General features: G+C 69.0%; 16 protein-coding genes and 1 pseudogene. 4 read left to right on the top strand and 13 right to left on the bottom strand.

Going from position 1 to position 17626, the window contains the following annotated elements:
• Positions 1–65: 65 nt before the first annotated feature.
• The 8 genes from ACFE64_RS05600 to ACFE64_RS05565 form a co-directional block, all read right to left on the bottom strand.
• Positions 66–494 carry a chemotaxis protein CheW gene (locus tag ACFE64_RS05600; RefSeq protein WP_375391473.1) on the bottom strand — a complete coding sequence of 143 codons (429 nt, stop codon included), beginning with the start codon at positions 492–494 and terminating at the stop codon, positions 66–68.
• The gene (locus ACFE64_RS05595; RefSeq protein ID WP_375391472.1) at positions 494–2788 is read right to left on the bottom strand and encodes a chemotaxis protein CheA; all 2295 of its coding nucleotides are present in this window, start codon (positions 2786–2788) and stop codon (positions 494–496) included. The genes ACFE64_RS05600 and ACFE64_RS05595 overlap by 1 nt, the downstream gene beginning before the upstream one ends.
• 166 nt (positions 2789–2954) lie before the next feature.
• Positions 2955–3590 (bottom strand): histidine phosphotransferase family protein, encoded by a 636-nt coding sequence (locus tag ACFE64_RS05590; RefSeq protein WP_375391471.1) that lies wholly within the window; start codon positions 3588–3590, stop codon positions 2955–2957.
• A 72-nt stretch (positions 3591–3662) separates the two neighbouring features.
• Complete coding sequence (locus tag ACFE64_RS05585; RefSeq protein ID WP_375391470.1) at positions 3663–4463, bottom strand: transporter; 801 nt, start codon at positions 4461–4463, stop codon at positions 3663–3665.
• Positions 4464–4486: 23 nt separating this feature from the next.
• Positions 4487–5257 carry an exodeoxyribonuclease III gene (gene xth / locus ACFE64_RS05580; RefSeq protein ID WP_375391469.1) on the bottom strand — a complete coding sequence of 257 codons (771 nt, stop codon included), beginning with the start codon at positions 5255–5257 and terminating at the stop codon, positions 4487–4489.
• 39 nt (positions 5258–5296) lie between these two features.
• Positions 5297–5635 (bottom strand): iron-sulfur cluster insertion protein ErpA, encoded by a 339-nt coding sequence (gene erpA, locus ACFE64_RS05575; protein WP_375391468.1) that lies wholly within the window; start codon positions 5633–5635, stop codon positions 5297–5299.
• 143 nt (positions 5636–5778) lie between these two features.
• Positions 5779–6459: a M23 family metallopeptidase gene (locus tag ACFE64_RS05570; RefSeq protein ID WP_375391511.1), complete on the bottom strand. Its 681-nt coding sequence runs from the start codon at positions 6457–6459 to the stop codon at positions 5779–5781.
• A gap of 334 nt (positions 6460–6793) precedes the next feature.
• Positions 6794–7453, bottom strand: coding sequence for a hypothetical protein (locus ACFE64_RS05565; RefSeq protein WP_375391467.1), 660 nt, complete (start codon positions 7451–7453; stop codon positions 6794–6796).
• A 461-nt stretch (positions 7454–7914) separates the two neighbouring features.
• Here ACFE64_RS05565 and ACFE64_RS05560 point away from each other — a divergent pair, with 461 nt between their 5' ends.
• The 4 genes from ACFE64_RS05560 to acnA all read left to right on the top strand — a co-directional run bounded on the left by ACFE64_RS05560 (position 7915) and on the right by acnA (position 12994).
• Positions 7915–8424, top strand: coding sequence for a hypothetical protein (locus tag ACFE64_RS05560; RefSeq protein WP_375391466.1), 510 nt, complete (start codon positions 7915–7917; stop codon positions 8422–8424).
• A gap of 32 nt (positions 8425–8456) precedes the next feature.
• On the top strand, positions 8457–9284 hold the full coding sequence (locus ACFE64_RS05555) for a GIY-YIG nuclease family protein (protein ID WP_375391510.1): 828 nt from the start codon (positions 8457–8459) through the stop codon (positions 9282–9284).
• A 127-nt stretch (positions 9285–9411) separates the two neighbouring features.
• Entirely contained in the window at positions 9412–9675 is a 264-nt protein-coding gene (locus tag ACFE64_RS05550) for a hypothetical protein (protein ID WP_375391465.1), read from the top strand.
• A gap of 640 nt (positions 9676–10315) precedes the next feature.
• Complete coding sequence (gene acnA, locus ACFE64_RS05545; protein WP_375391464.1) at positions 10316–12994, top strand: aconitate hydratase AcnA; 2679 nt, start codon at positions 10316–10318, stop codon at positions 12992–12994.
• A gap of 121 nt (positions 12995–13115) precedes the next feature.
• On the opposite strand, the gene ACFE64_RS05540 is transcribed toward acnA, so the two are convergent.
• The 5 genes and pseudogenes from ACFE64_RS05540 to ACFE64_RS05520 form a co-directional block, all read right to left on the bottom strand.
• Positions 13116–14513, bottom strand: coding sequence for an amino acid permease (locus tag ACFE64_RS05540; protein ID WP_375391463.1), 1398 nt, complete (start codon positions 14511–14513; stop codon positions 13116–13118).
• A complete protein-coding gene (locus tag ACFE64_RS05535; protein ID WP_375391462.1) occupies positions 14510–16528 on the bottom strand; it encodes a M13 family metallopeptidase in 2019 nt (672 codons plus the stop codon). Before ACFE64_RS05535 ends, ACFE64_RS05540 begins: the two co-directional genes overlap by 4 nt.
• 43 nt (positions 16529–16571) lie before the next feature.
• Positions 16572–16925, bottom strand: a complete 354-nt coding sequence (locus ACFE64_RS05530) for a HesB/IscA family protein (RefSeq protein ID WP_375391461.1) — start codon at positions 16923–16925, stop codon at positions 16572–16574.
• Between the two features lie 115 nt (positions 16926–17040).
• Positions 17041–17505: an SUF system Fe-S cluster assembly protein gene (locus tag ACFE64_RS05525; RefSeq protein WP_375391460.1), complete on the bottom strand. Its 465-nt coding sequence runs from the start codon at positions 17503–17505 to the stop codon at positions 17041–17043.
• Positions 17502–17626 (bottom strand): annotated as a pseudogene (locus ACFE64_RS05520) (cysteine desulfurase); the annotation flags it as partial. The pseudogene ACFE64_RS05520 and the gene ACFE64_RS05525, both read right to left, overlap by 4 nt.

Raw genomic sequence — 17626 nt, 5'->3', positions numbered from 1 at the left:
GCGAGAGATGGACCATGAAGCCTATGACCGCCAATCCGTAAGCACCACGTTAAGCGCGGGCCGGCTCAGGCGGCGAGCGATGCCAGCCCGGGAATGATTCGCACCAGGTCCAGGATCAGCACCGGCTCGCCGTCGCGCTCGACCATCGCTTCGCCCGCGCGCGCCCAGCCGCCCCGTAGCGCCAGGCCCGGCGACAGCGGCAGCCGATCGAACGAGGCGACATCCTCCAGCGCGTCGACGAGCACCGCATAGGCATGTCCCTCCACCCGCGTGATCACCGCACGACGGGCGTCCGCCGGCATCGGCGCGAGCCCCAGCGCCAGGCCCGTGTCGATCACCGTCACGACGCGGCTCCTGAGCGCGGCGAGCCCGCGCACCGTCCGCTCGGCCCGCGGCACGGCCACGGTGTCGCCCAGATCGACGACCGAATCGACCTGCGCGCTCTCGATCGCGACCGGGCGGCCGGCGACATGGGCGATCAGGAACAGCTCCATCAGCGGCGCTCCCCCGCGATCCGGCCGGCGACCGCGGCGAGCAGCCCCGCGCGGTCGTATCGATAAAGGCCCTGGCCCACCTCGCGGCTGAGGCGCAGCGCGGCCGGATCGTCGGTCGCGGCGTCGGCCATCGCCAGCGTCACGGCCGCGGTCTCCCCCGGTGCGAGCCGATCGGCGCAGCGATAGCCCGCACCCTCCAGCACCGGCCGCAGGAACGCCGCCATCCAGCCCGAGCCGTCGTCGGCCAGCAGGCAGAGCGGCCGCTCGACGAGCGTCCGGCCACCACCGGCGAACAATGCATGCACGTCGACCACCTCGACCTGTTCGCCCCCGAGCAGCACGACGCCCGCGACCGCGCCGCCGTCACCGGGCGCCAGTTCGGAAGGCAGCGTCACGATCTCGATCGGTTCGGCCACGGCATAGGCGAGCTCCGTCGCGCCGTCGCTCAGCCGCAGCACCGCGAGCGTGGCGCGCTCGCCGATCGGGCCGGTGAGGTGCAGCGGCATGAGCTGATCGCCGAGCGTGAGGTGGAGCCGGCCCGCGGTGCGCCGCACCGCGCCGGGGAACACCGTCTCCACGCGATCGACCGCGGCGAGCGCCACCAGCCGGCGCTCGCCGTCCAGATCCTCGAACAACAGCGCGGGGACGCCGGGGGCCGCCGCCGCCGCCTCCTCCTCGCCGTCGTCCGTCGCGCGCGTCAGCGCCAGCCCGGCGACCGCGGCGATGCCCGCCCCGTCCAGCAGCAGCATCGGCAGGCCGCTGTCCGGCAGCGTCTGGCCGGCGTAACAGCCGGTCGCCATCACCGCGGGCGCGGCGGGCTTTACCACCACCTCCTCGGTGTCGATCACCGTATCCACCGCCAGCGCATAGTTCCCGTCGCGGGTCGCCACGATGGCCAGCACGCCACCGCGTCCGGCCGCCGCACCGCCCGCCACGCCCAGCACTTCGCCGAGCGCGACCAGCGCCAGCCGACGGCCGCGCACGCTGGCGACCGGCGCATCACCGATCTGGTCGAGCCGCACGCCGTCCGCGGCGACGCTGACGATCTCCTCCACCGCCTGCCGCGGCAGCGCGAAGCGGTGCGCGCCGACGCCGACCACGATCGTCGGCAGGATCGACAGCGTCAGCGGCACGTGGATCGTGAGCGCCAGCCCCTCGCCCGGCTTGTTGCACAGGTCGATGCGGCCGCCGATCTGCTCGATATTCGCCCGGACGACGTCCATGCCGACCCCGCGCCCGGAGATGGCACTCACCTCGTCGCGGCTCGACAGGCCGGGCTCGAACACCAGAGCGAGGCGCTGCGCCTCCGTCATGGCGGTCAGGGCCGCGTGGCCGTGCAGGCCCTTGGCGAGCGCCTTGGCGGCAAGGCGCGCGACGTCGATCCCGCGGCCGTCGTCCTCAACCTCGATCAGGATGCGGTTGCCGGACTGCCGCGCGCAGATCGTCAACCGACCCGTCTCGCGCTTGCCCGCGGCGCGGCGCTCGTCCGGTGTCTCCAGGCCGTGGTCGATCGCGTTGCGGATGATGTGGACCAGGGGATCGCGCATCAGCTCGATCATCTCGCGATCGAGCTCGACGTCCGTGCCCTCCACGATCAGTGCCACCTGCTTGCCCAGCTCGGCGGCGGTGTCGCGCACCATGCGCGGCACGGCGGAGAACAGCGCCTCCACCTTCTGCATGCGGGTGCGCGTGACCGAATCGCGCATGTCGGCGACCGTGCCCGACAGCCGCTCCAGCGCGGCTTCGACGCGCGGGTCCGGAGCGTGGGCACGCAGCGCGCGGGCGAGTTCGTTGCGCGCGAGCACCATGTCGGACATGCCGCCCATCATCCGGTCGAGCAGGTCGACATGGAGCCGGACGCTGCGCGACGCCGCGCGCGCGGCGCCGGGCGCCGTCGGCGGAGGCGCGGCGGCGAGGGCCGGGTGCGCGTCTTCGCCCAACGCGGCGATCAGCAGGTCGTCGCTGCTGTCGTCCAGGCTGATGCCGGAATCGATCGCTTCCACCAGCTCGCCGATGCGGTCCACCACCGCCAGCACGGCGTTGACCAGCCGCGTGTCGGGCGCCCGGGTGCCGTCGCGCACGGCCGCGAGCACGTCCTCGGCGGCATGGCTCAACCGGGCGAGGCGCGGCAGATCGAGGAAGCCGCAGCTGCCCTTCACGGTGTGGACGAAGCGGAAGATCGCATCGAGCCGGTTGCGGTCGGCCGGATCGGCCTCCCACGCGACGATCTCGCCGGCGAGCGCCTCCAGCGTCTCGCGCGTCTCGGCGATGAATTCCTGCAACAGGTCGTCCATTGCGAGCGGAGTAGGGCGTGGGCGGTAAAGATGCCGTTTAGGCTTTGGCGCGCCCGCGGCCAGCGATGCGGGATGCGGGACGCGCCCGGCCGGCCCGCGGCGCTCCACGCCGTCCGGCGATGCGGAGCGCCGCGGCGAGCTGCGGTTCGTTCGCTGGCGGGATCGGCTATCCCCGCAACGCCGCCCCGAACACGACCACATTCGCCGCCGGCTCCGACACCTGCACCGCGCCCGCCAGGCTGTAGATCAGCCACGCGGCCGCGGTGCGCGTCGTCACGCCGTCGTCGCCCTCGCCATCGCCGTCGGTCAGGGTGCGGCGGATATCGGGGTCGAGGACCAGGCGCGGCCCTTCCGCGCGGATCACGATCTCCACCTGGCCGCCTTCCTCCTCCGCGCCGACGGTCAGGTCGCCGCCGCGGACCAGCGCATCGGCCGCGATCACCGCCAGGTTGAGCAGCGCCTTGGCGGCGGGCTTGGGCAGCTGCGCCGCGTCGACCAGCCAGTGCAGCGCGATCCGCTTGTGATCGGCGAGCAGTCCCTCGATCGCGGCCTGCGCCTCGCGCGCATCGATCTGTTCGCCGAAGCCGCCCGCCGCCCCGAACGCGAGACGGAAGAACTTCAGCTTGTTCGCCGACGTCCGCGCGCTTTCGGCGAGCAGGTCCATGCAGCGCTGGCGCATCGCCGGGTCGGTCTCGTCGGCGAGCAGCTCCAGCCCGTTGTTGAGCGCGCCGACGGGGGAGAGCAGGTCGTGGCACAGGCGCGAGCAGAGCAGGCTGGCGAACTCGACCGGACTGGGGGGCATTGGGGCAACTCTCCTTGGGCCGGCCCTTGTGGCGGACCGGATCGGGGGCGGCAACCCGCCGACCCCGCCCGCTCAGAACTCGATCGCGCCGCCGGTGAGGAGCTCGAGGTCGGGCGTGTCGCAGTTCAGGCCGACGCCGACGAGCGCGTCGAGCTGGAACCGCTTGAACGGCTGCCACGCCACCGATCCCGCGGCGACCGCGCGCGTCTCGTGCCCGGCCGGGTCGGCGTCCCGGGTCACCTGAACCTCGGCGTTGAGCGTCACCTTGTCCGACACGTCGAGCCCCAGGCCGAGCACCTCGTTGACGAGGAGATGGCGCCCCGCGCCGTCCTCGTCCGGCGCCGCCTCGACGTCGTTGGTGAGCTGCAGGTTGAGCGCGTCGGTCAGGTCATAGGTGACCGGCACCACCAGCCCCGCGCCCCAGGTCCCCGCCCCGATCGGCTGGCGGCCGACCGGCAGCGTCACCGAGGGCTCGATCGCGAAGGACAGCCCCTTGCCGTCCGGATGGCGCAGGTTCTGGCGCAGCCCGATCTGCACGTCGCCGACGCGGCCGGCGCTGCTGATGAGCCCCGTCGCCTTGTCGCGCACGCGATCATGGCCGTAGGGCGTCCAGGCGACCTGCAGCTCGGCGGATCGCGTCAGGCCGAAGCGCGCCTGGAAATCGCCGACCAGCACGGTGTCCTCGCGGCTGTCGGCGGTCTCGTCCTTGGTCCAGTCGACGGCGGAGACCTCGAACTGGACATGGCCGGGCTCGGTGGTGCAGCCGGACTCGCCCAGGCTGGGCCGGTTGGGGCAGAAGCGCGGCCCGTCGTCGGCCTGGGCGAGCGCGGGGGCGGCGACGCCGAGCAGCGCCACGGTCAGGATCGTCTTCATGCCACTCCTTACCCGTCGGGCCATCACCGCAACGTCACCCAGGTGGGCGCGTGATCGCTGGCCTTTTCGCGGCCGCGATAGGCCTTGTCGACGCCGGCGTCCGCCAGCCGGTCCGCCGCCTGCGGGCTGAGCAGCAGGTGGTCGATGCGGAACCCTGCGTCGCGCTGCCACGCGCCGGCCTGATAATCCCAGAACGTCCACACCCCCCCGCTCGGCGCGCGCGTGCGCAAAGCGTCCGTCCAGCCCTGCGCCAAGAGACGGCGATAGGCCTGCCGGCTCGCCGGCTGCATCAGCGCGTCGTCGGCCATCGCGCGCACGGAGAAGCTGTCGTCGTCGTGCGCGATGACGTTGAAGTCGCCCGCCAGCACCGCCGGCCGTTCCTCGGCGAGCAGCGCCCGCGCGCGGTCCGCCAGCCGTTCCATCCAGCGCAGCTTGTAGTCGAACTTGGGGCCGGGCTGCGGATTGCCGTTGGGCAAATAGAGGGAGGCGACGACCAAGCCGCCGACCTCGCATTCCAGATAGCGGCTGTGCGCGTCCTCCGGCTCGCCCGCCAGCCCCCGCGTGCGCTCGACGGGCGCGGCGCCCTTTGCCAGCACCGCGACGCCGTTGAAGCCCTTCTGCCCGTGCCAGACCGCGCCGTAGCCCGCGGCCTCGATCTCGGCGGCGGGAAAGTTGGCGTCCTCGCACTTCAGTTCCTGGAGGCAGACGATGTCCGGCTGCTGCTCGGCGAGATACTCCAGCAGCCGCGGCAGCCGCGCCTTGATGCCGTTGACGTTGTAGGTGACCAGCTTCACGCGCGCCTGTTTACAGCCGCGCCGCGCCGGCGGAAGCCCTCAGACCGAGAAGCTGGCGCCGCAGCCGCATCCGGACGCGGCCTGCGGGTTCTCGACCTTGAACGCCGCGCCGCCCAGCGACTCCACGAAATCCACCGACGCGCCGCGCACCAGCTCCAGGCTCATCGCGTCGACCAGCAGCCGCACGCCGTCCGTCTCCGCGATCGTATCGTCGGTGTCGGCAGTGTCGGCCAAGCCGAACTTATACTGGAAGCCCGAACAGCCGCCGCCGTCGACCGAGAGCCGCAGCATCGCGGGCTTGCCCTGTCGCGCGGCGATCGCCGCCACGCGCGCCGCAGCGGAGGGCGTCAGCGCGATGTCGGGAGCAAGCGTCGCCATGCGTCGTAGATAGGCGGGGCCACAGCGCCTCGCAAGCGTCGCGGCAAAGCCGCGCCCTGACGTCGGACGGGCTCGCTACCCGATCCGCCGGCCGGGCCGGCCGGTGCCGCGCGCAGCGCCGCTGCGGGCGTGCCGGCTGCGCCTCAATCCTGCGGCGCGGGGCCGTCGGTGGCGACCGGGATCGCGTGGACCGCGTCGTCCTTGGCGGCGAGCAGGTAATCGCCGGTGGTCAGGAACGGCACCGGGTTCACCGCGTGGCCGTCGATCCGCACCTCGTAATGCAGGTGCGGGCCGGTCGAGCGCCCGGTCGAGCCGACCAGGCCGATCAGCTGCCCGCGCGTCACGTGCGCGCCCGGCACGACCAGCAGCTTCGACATATGGCCGTAGCGCGTGGCGATGCCCTTGCCATGATCGATCTCGACCATGTTGCCATAGCCGCCCAGCCGCTCGGCATGGATGATCGTCCCGTCGGCGGTGGCGTAGATCGGCGTGCCGGTGGGATTGGGGATGTCGACGCCCGCGTGCATCCGCGCGGCGCCGGTGAAGGGATCGGAGCGGATGCCGAAATTGCTGGTGAAGTTCATCCGGTCTACCGGCTGCGACGAGGGGATGGCGATGCCGGCGATCCCCGGCGTATCCAGCCGCTTCCAGGTCTGGAACAACGCGCGCGTCTGACTATCGGCCGCGGCCTCCGCCGCCCGGGTCTCGACCACCGCGGCCGCCGCCGGCGTCACCGCGCTCGTCGCCGTGGCGGCGGGATCGGCGGCATGGGCCGCACCCGCCAGACCGAGCAGGCTCGCGAAACCCCAGGCGAATTTCGTCATCGGCACCAAACCCCCATCCGTCGACCGCTCGCATCGCGGCGGCCTGGCGATCCCTTTCGGTCCGCGACACCGCCGCGTCCCGATGGTCCGGGAAGTGCCGGAATCGCGGTTAACAAGGCAATAGCACGCGCCGGGCGGCGGGCCGGGCCGGGCGGCCGGCACGGCGAACCGTTGAAAACCGGGCAGCGCAGCGCGCCGGCCCGCGGCCCACGGGCCCATTCCGGGCGTGAACCGGGCCGCGCGCAGCTGCGCGGCGCCTCGGTCAGGGCGCCTTGCCGTCGCGCTCCAGCTGCTCGCACCAAGCAAGCTGCGCGGCGCGCGCCTGGCGTTTGCGCTACCGGGCCATGCTCGCCAGCGTGCGCAGGATGGATGCGTCGGTCTGCTCGGGCGTCGCCGCCGCGGGTCGCGCGCCCCTGCCCCAGGTGGCGGCGGCGGTGGCGCGCTCGTGCTCCCGCGCCAGCCGCACCAGCGCGTCCGAAAAGCGCCGGCGGTGGCCGACGACCACGCCGCCGTTGAACACCGGCTCGTCCCAGCCCTCGATCGCCCGGGCGCGCACCGCTTCGTGGAGCGACGGGCCGCCTTCGACCAGGGCCTGCTGGCAGGCGGCGCGGAACGCGGGGGAGCGCCGCCGCAGGCGCAGCGCCGATTCGCGCGAAAGGCCGACGCGCGCGGCGGCGGCGGCGACGGTGCCGGTGTCCGCGAGCGCCTGGCAAAAGGCGCGCTGGCGCTGCTGGGTCCAGCCGTCGCGCCGCGTCCGCAGCATCGCTGGCGCGGGCGGCTCGCCGGTCGCGCCGGTCGCCGCCTGCGCCGCTTCCACCCGCTCGCGCTCCGTGTCGGCGACCGTCCCGGCCCAGGCCGCCGCGAAGTCCGGCCGCCGGTCCCGGCGCTGGTAGCACACGCTCGGGCTCCGCCCGATCGCCGCCGCCGCCCGCTGCACCTCCCCCGTCAGCCGCAACGCGAGCAGGAACGCCCGCTCCGTATCCGCCGCCCCCACGCTGAGGGCAGGGCAGGTAGAGCAGGTCACGCGCTGTAGGACAGCGATTTCTGGAAGGACGAAAGACGCCAGCGTGTCGGCGGCGATGGCGGCTGCTATCGCGCATACTCCGCCGTCGCCGAAGCGACTTGCCGATGCCGATGGCATACGGCCTGAACCGCGGTTTTGACGCCCGCAAGACGCGGAAAAAAGCGTGGAGGGCCCGGCGGCGTCAGAACCGGCCGGTCATGGTGCCGACCCGAGCCGCGGAGTCAGCGGTCACGGCTCGCCAGATTGCGCTCAAACTGTGCATCGGATTATCGCATCGCGCCGAGCGCGGTTGCCTGCGGTCGTTGTCTCGATGCAAGACCTTTGAGTTTTGCATCAGTATGTTCAAATCGCGGAGCAGCCTTATTGCCTAGGGATGGGCTTAGTCCGAAACAGTGCTAATCAGGATAAAACAGTGGGGCTATATAATGTCTTTGAGAAAGTGGATTTTTGCAGTTTCGCTAGTAAGCGCCACGCCCGCGCTTTCAGCCGATCAGTCCGCGCAGCTACCCGCCTTTGAGTTCAAAGGCATTCGTGCCGATCAAATAATCGAAAAGCCCCGAGAAGCAGGCTTAAATGGCTGCTCTAAAAATGGAGTTGATTGGACATGTATAACGTCCTCTCCACTAGCTGGTAGTTGGTCTGTTTCTACATACCAATTTATTAGTGGCTACCTTCGGACTTTGAACGTGTCAGCACCACGCTCCAACTACGAAGGTCTTCAAACTGCCTTTGAAGCAAAATATGGTAAACCTTGCCAGACAGTGCAAAGCAAGTGGCAGAACCGCGCTGGCGCATCTCTTGATAATACTGAAACAACATGGTGTTTTAGCACCGGCAAGCTAACTCTATATGCTATTGGTGATAGGATTACTAATTCTCAGGCGATTTACGCTGATGTGAGCCTATTGAAAGAAAATCAGAAGCCTATCGTTGATTTCTGACATGAATTATCGAAAGCTTCGTGAACATTGATATGGCAAACCTGTGGGATGGGATCGGCATTCGGAGCGCTCTAGGGGATCACCATCCCTTTTATGTCTACGTATTATGCCGTCCCTGCGGGGAACCCTTTTACGTCGGGAAAGGGGTAAAGTTTCGCTGCCTCCAGCACGAAGCTGATGCTCGAACGACAAAGGCGTTGACGCACAAGCTCAACGTCATTCGGAGTCTTCATCGTCAAGGTCAGTCCGTAGGTTACCGGATCGATAGTTCATACGCTGACGAAGCCAGTGCATTGGCACGCGAACGAGCGCTAATCGCCGAAATCGGAAGACATGACCTAAAGCTGGGGCCGCTTACCAACCAAACTGATGGCGGGGAAGGGACCTCCAACCCCTCTGAAGAAAGCCGCCAGCGAAGGCGCAATTCATTGTGGGGTGAAGCAGATGATCCAGAACGCCAAGTCATAAATCAATGGTTTCAGAAACTTACCCCTGTTAAATCAGTGCCTATTAAACCTGTCGCTACTTTCACGCGCGCAGCCGGCCTTTGGAAGAACGATGACACAATCGGTATGAAGCCGAGACAGGCGGGCGCAATCGTTGCCACTGCTCTTGCAAACGAAATTCTACTTGAACCAAACTGCCTTCTACCGCGCCGACTAGAAGTCGATGGTGTAGAATACATCATCGAAAACGGTGTTGGCCGTGACATGGTTTCAAATGGGATGATAGAAATCTATGAAGCGACAGTAGCGCGAGAAACACTAAAGTTAACAACATTTGGCTATGCTTTTGTTATAAAAACTTTTGGTTCTGCGACTTTGATTGACGCGGGTGTGTTGCTTCCTTCCACGATATGATGTCAACATTTTAGCGAACAATTCGTAAAGCCTATTTTCACCGAGGACCTCCACGGATCGGGCCAAAGTGGTATTGCGAAAAACGCGCGTTTTGTGTAACACCTCCTTGATTGCCAAGGAGAGCAAGATGATACAGGTGGCTGCGACGGAGTTCGCCCGCAATTTCGGTCGCTATCGCGAGGAAGCCCAGCGCGAACCGGTCGCCGTGGTGGCGCACAACCGGGTCACCGGCTATTTTGTGTCGGCCCGCGACTATGACGAATATCAGCGGCTCAAGGCGACAGCTCCTACCGCCCTGGCGGTAGAGGAGCTGGACGGCGCGACGTTGAAGGCGCTGGCGGCCTCACGCATGGATCAGCGCCACGATCATCTCAATGCGCTGATGGATTGAGCCTTTGTCGCTTCCGACCCCGGAACCGGGCCTGGTCATCCCCCATGCCTATCTGTGGCGGCACGAATATCGCAAAGGATAGGAGGAAGGCCGCAAGGTCCGCCCAAGCGTCATCGTGCTGGCGGTGCAAAGCCCCAAGGGCAGCGCCCCGCGCGTGACGGTCGCGCCGATCACGCACACGCCGCCAAGGAAAGATGGGCCAGCGAAGGACGCGGAGGCGATCGGGCTGCCGCCCCGCGTCAAGCAGGCGCTCGACCTCGATGACAGTCGATCCTGGATCATACTGGATGAAGTGAACCAGTTCGCCTGGCCCGGCTATGACATTCGGCCCATTCCGGGAGCAAGGATCGCTTCGCCTACGGCTTCATCCCGCCCAAACTCTACGATACCGTCATCGGCCGCATCCTCGAGCTGGCCGCCGCACGGCGCGTCGCCGAGACCTCGCGCGACTAAGACCGGCGTTCCGCTCGCGTCCAGAAAGACGCCCTTCTCCCGAACGCCCCATCCGCCAACACCACCCCTTCCCCCTCCTACACCCCGCTGCTAAGGCCCGGCACGATCCCGGTTTTCACGACACGCGAGCGCGCATCCCGCGGCCTTTCCGGCCCGCCGCCCTCGCGGCAGAGCAGGAAGGACGCGCATGACCGCCATCGGCCAGGACACGCTGGGCGCCCGCCAGACCCTTGAGGCCGGCGGCAAATCGTATGACTATTTCAGCCTGGGCAAGGCTGCCGAGCGGTTCGGCTCGATCGACCGGCTGCCCTTCTCGATGAAGGTGCTGCTGGAGAACATGCTCCGCTTCGAGGACGGCAAGACCGTCACCGAGACGGACATCCAGGCGATCGTCGACTGGCAGCGGGAGCGCCGCTCCGATCGCGAGATCCAGTATCGCCCCGCGCGCGTGCTGATGCAGGACTTCACGGGCGTGCCCTGCGTCGTCGATCTCGCCGCGATGCGCGATGCGATCACCAAGCTGGGCGGCGACGCGGCCAAGATCAATCCGCAGGTCCCCGTCCACCTCGTCATCGACCACTCGGTCATGGTCGACGAGTTCGGCACGCCCCAGGCGCTCAACGACAACATGGCGCTGGAATATGCCCGCAACGGCGAGCGCTACGAGTTCCTGAAATGGGGCTCCAAGGCGCTCGACAGCTTCCAAGTCGTGCCGCCGGGCACCGGCATCTGCCATCAGGTGAACCTGGAATATATCGGCCGCGGGGTCTGGTCGTCGACGACCGAGGACGGCCGCGAGATCGCCTATCCCGACACGCTGGTCGGCACCGACAGCCACACGACGATGGTCAACGGCCTGGGCGTGCTCGGCTGGGGCGTCGGCGGGATCGAGGCGGAGGCGGCGATGCTCGGCCAGCCGGTATCGATGCTGATTCCCGAGGTGGTCGGCTTCCGGCTGACCGGCAAGCTGAACGAAGGCATCACCGCCACCGATCTCGTGCTGACCGTCACGCAGATGCTGCGCGCCAAGGGCGTGGTCGGCCGCTTCGTCGAGTTCTACGGGCCGGGGCTGGAGCACATGACGCTCGCCGATCGCGCCACCATCGCCAACATGGCGCCCGAATACGGCGCGACCTGCGGCTTCTTCCCGATCGACGAGCGCACGATGGAGTATCTGCGCCTCACCGCGCGCCCGGCCGAGACGATCGCGCTGGTGGAGGCCTATGCCAAGGCGCAGGGGCTGTGGCGGCATGGCGACACGCCCGATCCCGTCTTCACCGACACGCTGGAGCTCGACATGGCGACGGTGGTGCCGAGCCTCGCCGGGCCGAAGCGGCCGCAGGACAAGGTGTCGCTCAACAAGGTCGACGAGGTGTTCAACGGCGATCTCGTCAAGCTCTACGAGCGCGACGGCCACACCCGCGTGGCCGTCGAGGGGCGCGACCACGACATCGGCGACGGCGACGTGGTCATTGCCGCGATCACCAGCTGCACCAACACGTCGAACCCGTCGGTGCTCGTCGCTGCGGGCCTCGTCGCCCGGAAAGCGCGCGCGCGCGGCCTGACGCCCAAGCCCTGGGTCAAGACCTCGCTCGCGCCGGGTTCGCAGGTCGTGACCGACTATCTGGACCGCGCCGGGCTGACCGAGGACCTGAACGCGATCGGCTTCAACCTGGTCGGCTATGGCTGCACCACCTGCATCGGCAATTCCGGGCCGCTCGCCGAGCCGATTTCGGCCGCGATCAACGAGAACGGGCTGGTCGCCGCCAGCGTCCTGTCGGGCAACCGCAATTTCGAAGGGCGCGTCTCGCCCGACGTTCGCGCCAACTTCCTGGCCTCGCCGCCGCTGGTGGTCGCCTATGCGTTGAAGGGCACGGTCTGCACCGACATGGTCGAGACCCCGATCGGCCAGGGCACCGACGGCGCGGACGTGTATCTCCGGGACATCTGGCCCTCCAATGCCGAGGTCGCGGCGGTGATGGCCGCGAACATCGACGACGGCATGTTCCGCGCCCGCTACGGCGACGTCTATGCCGGCGACGACAAGTGGCGCGCGATCGAGGTGCTCGGCTCGGACACCTATCACTGGCCGGCCGGCTCCACCTACATCCATAACCCGCCCTATTTCGACGGCATGGAGATGACGCCGGCGCCGGTCGGCGACATCCGCGACGCGCGGCCGCTGGCGGTGCTGGGCGACTCGATCACGACCGACCACATCTCGCCCGCCGGCTCGATCAAGGCGGACAGCCCGGCCGGCACTTATCTGCAGGAGCGCCAGGTCGGCCGCGCCGACTTCAACAGCTATGGCGCGCGCCGCGGCAACGACGAGATCATGGTGCGCGGCACCTTCGCCAACATCCGCATCCGCAACGAGATGGTCGTTGGTATCGAGGGGGGAATGACTCGCTATCTCCCCTCCGGCGAAGTCATGCCGATCTACGACGCCGCGATGCGCTACAAGGCGGACGGCACGCCCCTGGTGATCGTCGCCGGCAAGGAATACGGCACCGGCTCCAGTCGCGACTGGGCGGCGAAGGGCACCAACCTGCTCGGCGTCCGCGCCGTGATCGCCGAGAGCTTCGAGCGCATCCACCGCTCCAACCTGGTCGGCATGGGCGTGCTGCCGCTTCAGTTCGCGGAAGGGGTGGACCGCAAGTCGCTGAACCTGGATGGGTCGGAAACCTACACGATCGAGAACGTGGCAGGCCTGCGTCCGCGGCAGGACGTGCAGGTGACGCTCACCCGCGCCGACGGCACGACCGAGACGATCGGCACCAGGTGCCGCATCGATACCGTGAACGAGCTGGAGTATTTCCTGAACGGCGGCATCCTGCACTATGTGCTGCGCAAGCTCGCCGCCTGAAAAATCGGGGCGGCTCCGCGAAGAGCCGCCCCGCAGTTCGGGGTGTCGCCGCACAGGGGGGGAGGAGGCGGCGACGAACTGCTGTTAGCTCGGGTTTGTCGCAGAAATATGTCAGCCTGTTTCACGTAATCGCGCGCCGGCGGGCATAGGCGAAATAGACGATCAACCCGAGCGCGTTCCAGGCGAAGAAGAAGCGCTGGGTCAGCCCGGACAGGCTGGTGAAGAGATACAGGCAGCCGCCGATCGCCAGCGGCGCGACCACCCAGGCGGCGGGGACGCGGAACGGTCGCCGGGCCGCCGGCTCGCGTCGCCGCAGCACCAGCACGCACAAGGCGACGGCCGCAAAGGCGCACAGCGTGCCGGCGTTGGCGAGGCTCGCGATCAGGTCGAGCGGCGCGAGGCCGGCGATGATGCCGACGAACACCGCCGTCAGCCAGGTGATCCGCGCCGGCGTGCCGCGCCGCGAGACCGCGGCTAGCGCGGGCGGCAGGAACCCGTCGCGCGCCATTACCAGGAAGATGCGGCTCTGCCCGTAGAGGAAGGCGAGCAGCACCGTCGGCAGCGCGATCGCCGCGGCCAACGCCACGACGGTGGCCACCCCGCCCCGCCCCAGCTCCGCCAGGATCAGCGCCAGCGGCTCGGCGCTCTTGCCGAAGCGCGTGTAGCTCACCGCGCCCACCGCTGCCGCGCCGACCACCATGTAGATCACGGTGCAGGCCGCCATCGATCCGACGATGCCGATCGCGAGGTCCCGCTCGGGGCGCTTGGTCTCCTCCGCAGCGGTCGAGATCGCGTCGAAGCCGTAAAAGGCGAAGAAGATGATCGCGGCAGCCCCCATCATGCCGCGCTTGGCGCCGTCCGGGCCGGTCGCCGCCCCATAGCCGAACGGCGCGAACGGATGGAGGTTGGCGGACTGGAAGTGCGGCAGCGCGACGACCACGAACAGCGCCAGCGTGACGATCTTGAGCGCCACGAGGGCCGTGTTGATGCGGGCGCTCTCGCGCGTGCCGAGCGTCAGCAGGCCGGCGACGACCGCGATGATGAACACCGCCGGCAAGTTGACGACGCCGCCCGCGCCCGGCCCCGCCGCAAGCGCGTGCGGCACGCTCAGCCCCAGCCAGTCGAGGAAGCGCGCGGCATAGCCGGACCAGCCGACCGCCACCGTCGCCACCACCAGTGAATATTCGAGGATCAGGCTCCAGCCGACCACCCAGGCGACGATCTCGCCCAGCACCGCATAGCTGTAGGTATAGGCGCTGCCCGACGCCGGGATCGCGGTCGCCATCTCGGCATAGCAGAGCGCGGCACAGGCGCAGATCCCGCCCGCGACCGCGAAGCTGAGCAGCACCGCTGGCCCGGCGCGGTCGGACGCGACGCCGATCAGCGTCAGGATGCCGGTGCCGACGATCGCGCCCACGCCGAGCGCGACGAGATGCGGCCAGGACAGCGTGCGCGCCAGCCGCCGCTCGGCGGGCTGTTCGGTGATGATCTTGCGGCGGAACAGCCCCGCGCCGCTCACCAGACGTGCACCCGCTGCGCCGGCGGCAGATAGAGCCGCTCGCCGGGCGCCACGCCGAACGCCGGATACCACGCGTCGAGATTGCGCACGGTCTCGACCCGCCACATCGCGGGCGCATGGACGTCGGTGGCGATGCGGCTGCGCAGCGCCTTCTCGCGCATCTTGGTGCGCCAGCTCTGCGCGAAGGCGAGGAAGAAACGCTGGTCGCCGGTCAGCCCGTCGATCACCGGCGCGGGCTTGCCGCCGAGCGACGTGTGATACGCCTCGTAGGCGGCGGTCAGCCCCGCCACGTCGGCGATGTTCTCGCCCAGCTCCTGGCTGCCGTTGAGGTGCAGCCCGGGCAGCGCCTCATAGGCCGAGAACTGATCGGCGAGCGCCTTACCCTGCGCCTCGAAATGCGCGAGGTCGGCGGGCGTCCACCAATTGTGCAGCCAACCGGTCGAGTCGAAGTCCGCGCCCAGATTGTCGAAGCTGTGGCTGATCTCGTGCCCGATCACGCCGTAATTGGCGGCCGCGTCGAAGCGCGCGTCGAAATAGGGCGTCTCCAGGATCGCGGCGGGGAAGTTCAGCGCGTTCTGCAGCGGCAGGTTGACCGCGTTCACCGTCTGCGGCGTCATCCACCATTCGCCGCGATCGACCGGACGGCCGATCTTGGCGATCTGGTGGTGGTACTCGAACAGCCGCGCGCGCTGCAGATTGCCGAGCGCGTCGTCGGGCTTGACCACCAGGCCGGCATAGTCCCGCGATCGGTCGCCATAGCCGACGCCGACGATCAGCACCTGCAGCTTGCGCCGCGCCTCCGCCCTGGTCGCGGGCGCCAGCCAGTCGAGGCCCGCCAGCCGATGATCGAAGGCGGCGACGATGTTCTTCACCATGCCCTGGATCTCGGCGCGCGAGCGCGCCGGGAAATAGCGACGGGCGTAGAGCTGGCCGACCGCGTCGCCGAGCGCGCCGTTGACGGCGGCGATCCCGCGCTTCTCGCGGGGCAGCTGCGCGGGCGTGCCGTTCAGCGTCCGGCCGTAAAAGGCGAAGCGGGCGTCGTCATACGCCTTCGGCAGCACGGCGGTGAGCTGGTTGATGCGGTGGAAGGCGAGCCAGTCCTTCCATACCGCCAGCGGCTCGCTGGCGACCAGCGCCGACAGGCCGGTGATCGCGCCCGGCTGCCAGACGGCGAAGTCCTGCTGGTTCGGCAACCCCGCCGCCGCCCAGAAGGCGGTCCAGTCCAGCCCCGGCGCCCGGGTGGCGAATTCGACGCGGCGCCACGACTGCACGCGGTGCGCGTCCTGGCTTTCCTCTATCCCGAACTGCGCCCGGGCGATCCGGTCCTCCAGCGCGACCACCGCCGCGGCGCGCGCGCTCGCGTCGGGGACGCCGGCCAGCTGCATGATCTGGGCGACATAGCGGCCATAGGCGGCGCGCAGCTCGACCATGTCGGGCTTGTCGGAGAGGTAATAGTCGCGGTCCGGCAGGCCGAGGCCGCCCTGCATCAGATAGGGCACCGTCACCGTCGGCCGGTTCAGATCCTGCGTCACGAACAGGCCGAACAGGTTCTCGGTCGCGAAATTGGTATTGTTGATCGGATCGGTGTCGGCGCGCAGCGTGGCGCCGATCGCGCTCGCCAGCGCGTGCTTGTCCGCGATCGCGGCGATTGCGGCGAGCTGCGGCTGGAGCGGCGCGAGCCCGCGCGCCTCGATGCCGGCGGTATCGGCATAGGCGGCGTAATAGTCCGCGATGCGCCGGGCATCGGTGCCGGCCGCGGCGCCGGCCTGGCCCTGGATGATCGCGGCGTTGCGCCGTTCCGCGACGAGCGACACGTCATAGCCGACGCCGACCTGGGAGCGGTCCGCCGGGATCTCCGCCTTGGCCCGCCAGGCGCCGTTGGCGTAGCGGTCGAAGCCGTCGCCGGGCTTCACCGACCGGTCGACCGCCGCCGGGTCGACCCCGGACAATGCTCCCGTCTGCGCCAGGCCGGCGGTCGCGGCGCCCAGCGCCAGCAGCAACGCGATACGCTTCATGCAGGTCCAACTCCTCTGGTGAGGACCTGCTACACCGGCCCGATCAGACCGTGAAGCTCTCCCCGCAGCCGCAGCTGCCGGTCGCATTGGGGTTCTGGAAGACGAAGCCGGCGGTGAAATCGTCCTCCACCCAGTCCATCGTCGAGCCGATCAGGTAGAGGATCGAGCCGCCGTCGACGAACAGCGTGCCGCCGGGCGTGTCGATGCGCTCGTCCATCGGGTTCGCGGCGGTGACATAGTCGACCGAATAGGCGAGCCCCGAGCAGCCGCGGCGCGGGGTGGAAAGCTTGACGCCGATCGCGTCGGCGGACGCGCGCGCCATCAGGTCGGCGATCCGCGCCTCGGCACCGGGCGTGAGGTGCAGTGCGGCGGGACGGGAGCGCAGCGTGGTTGCCATGGCGTAGTCTCCCCCCTCCCGCTTGCGGGAGGGGTTGGGGGAAGGCCTGTCTCCTCGAACCTAAAGCCTAGGGGGACAGGCCCTCCCCTAGCCCCTCCCGCAAGCGGGAGGGGAACTATAGCATCCCCAGTTCGAGCCGGGCCTCGTCGGACATCTTGGCCGGGTCCCAGGGCGGGTCCCAGACCAGGTTGACCTCGCAGGTGGCGACCCCCGGCACGGCGGCGACGCGCAGCTCGACCTCGGCGGGCATCGACTCCGCGACCGGGCAGTGCGGCGTCGTGAGCGTCATGGTGACCGCGACATGGCCGCCCTCCCCCACCTCGACGCCGTAGATCAGGCCGAGCTCGTAGATGTTCACCGGGATTTCGGGATCGTAGATCTCCCGCAGCGCCTCGAGAACGCCTTCGTAGAGCTCGCCGCCCGGCTCCTCCGGCGCATCCGCACGCGGCGGCTGCGTGAGAAAGCCCTGAAGGTAATCGCGCTTGCGCTCGAACGTCTCGCCGACCGACTCCGGCGCGGTCTCGACCCGCGCCTTGGGCGGGGGGGCGACGCCGTCGACCTCTTCCACCTCGTAACTCATCCGAATATCCTCGTTACCCGTTCGACGCCCGCCGCGAGCGCCGCGATGTCGGCCGGGCCATTATAGACGCCGAAGCTCGCCCGCGCCGTCGCATCGACGCCCAGCGCCGCCATCAGCGGCT

The sequence above is a fragment of the uncultured Sphingomonas sp. genome (assembly GCF_964250165.1).
Taxonomy (GTDB): Bacteria; Pseudomonadota; Alphaproteobacteria; order Sphingomonadales; family Sphingomonadaceae; genus Sphingomonas.
This window is presented reverse-complemented; position numbering and strand designations above follow the sequence as displayed.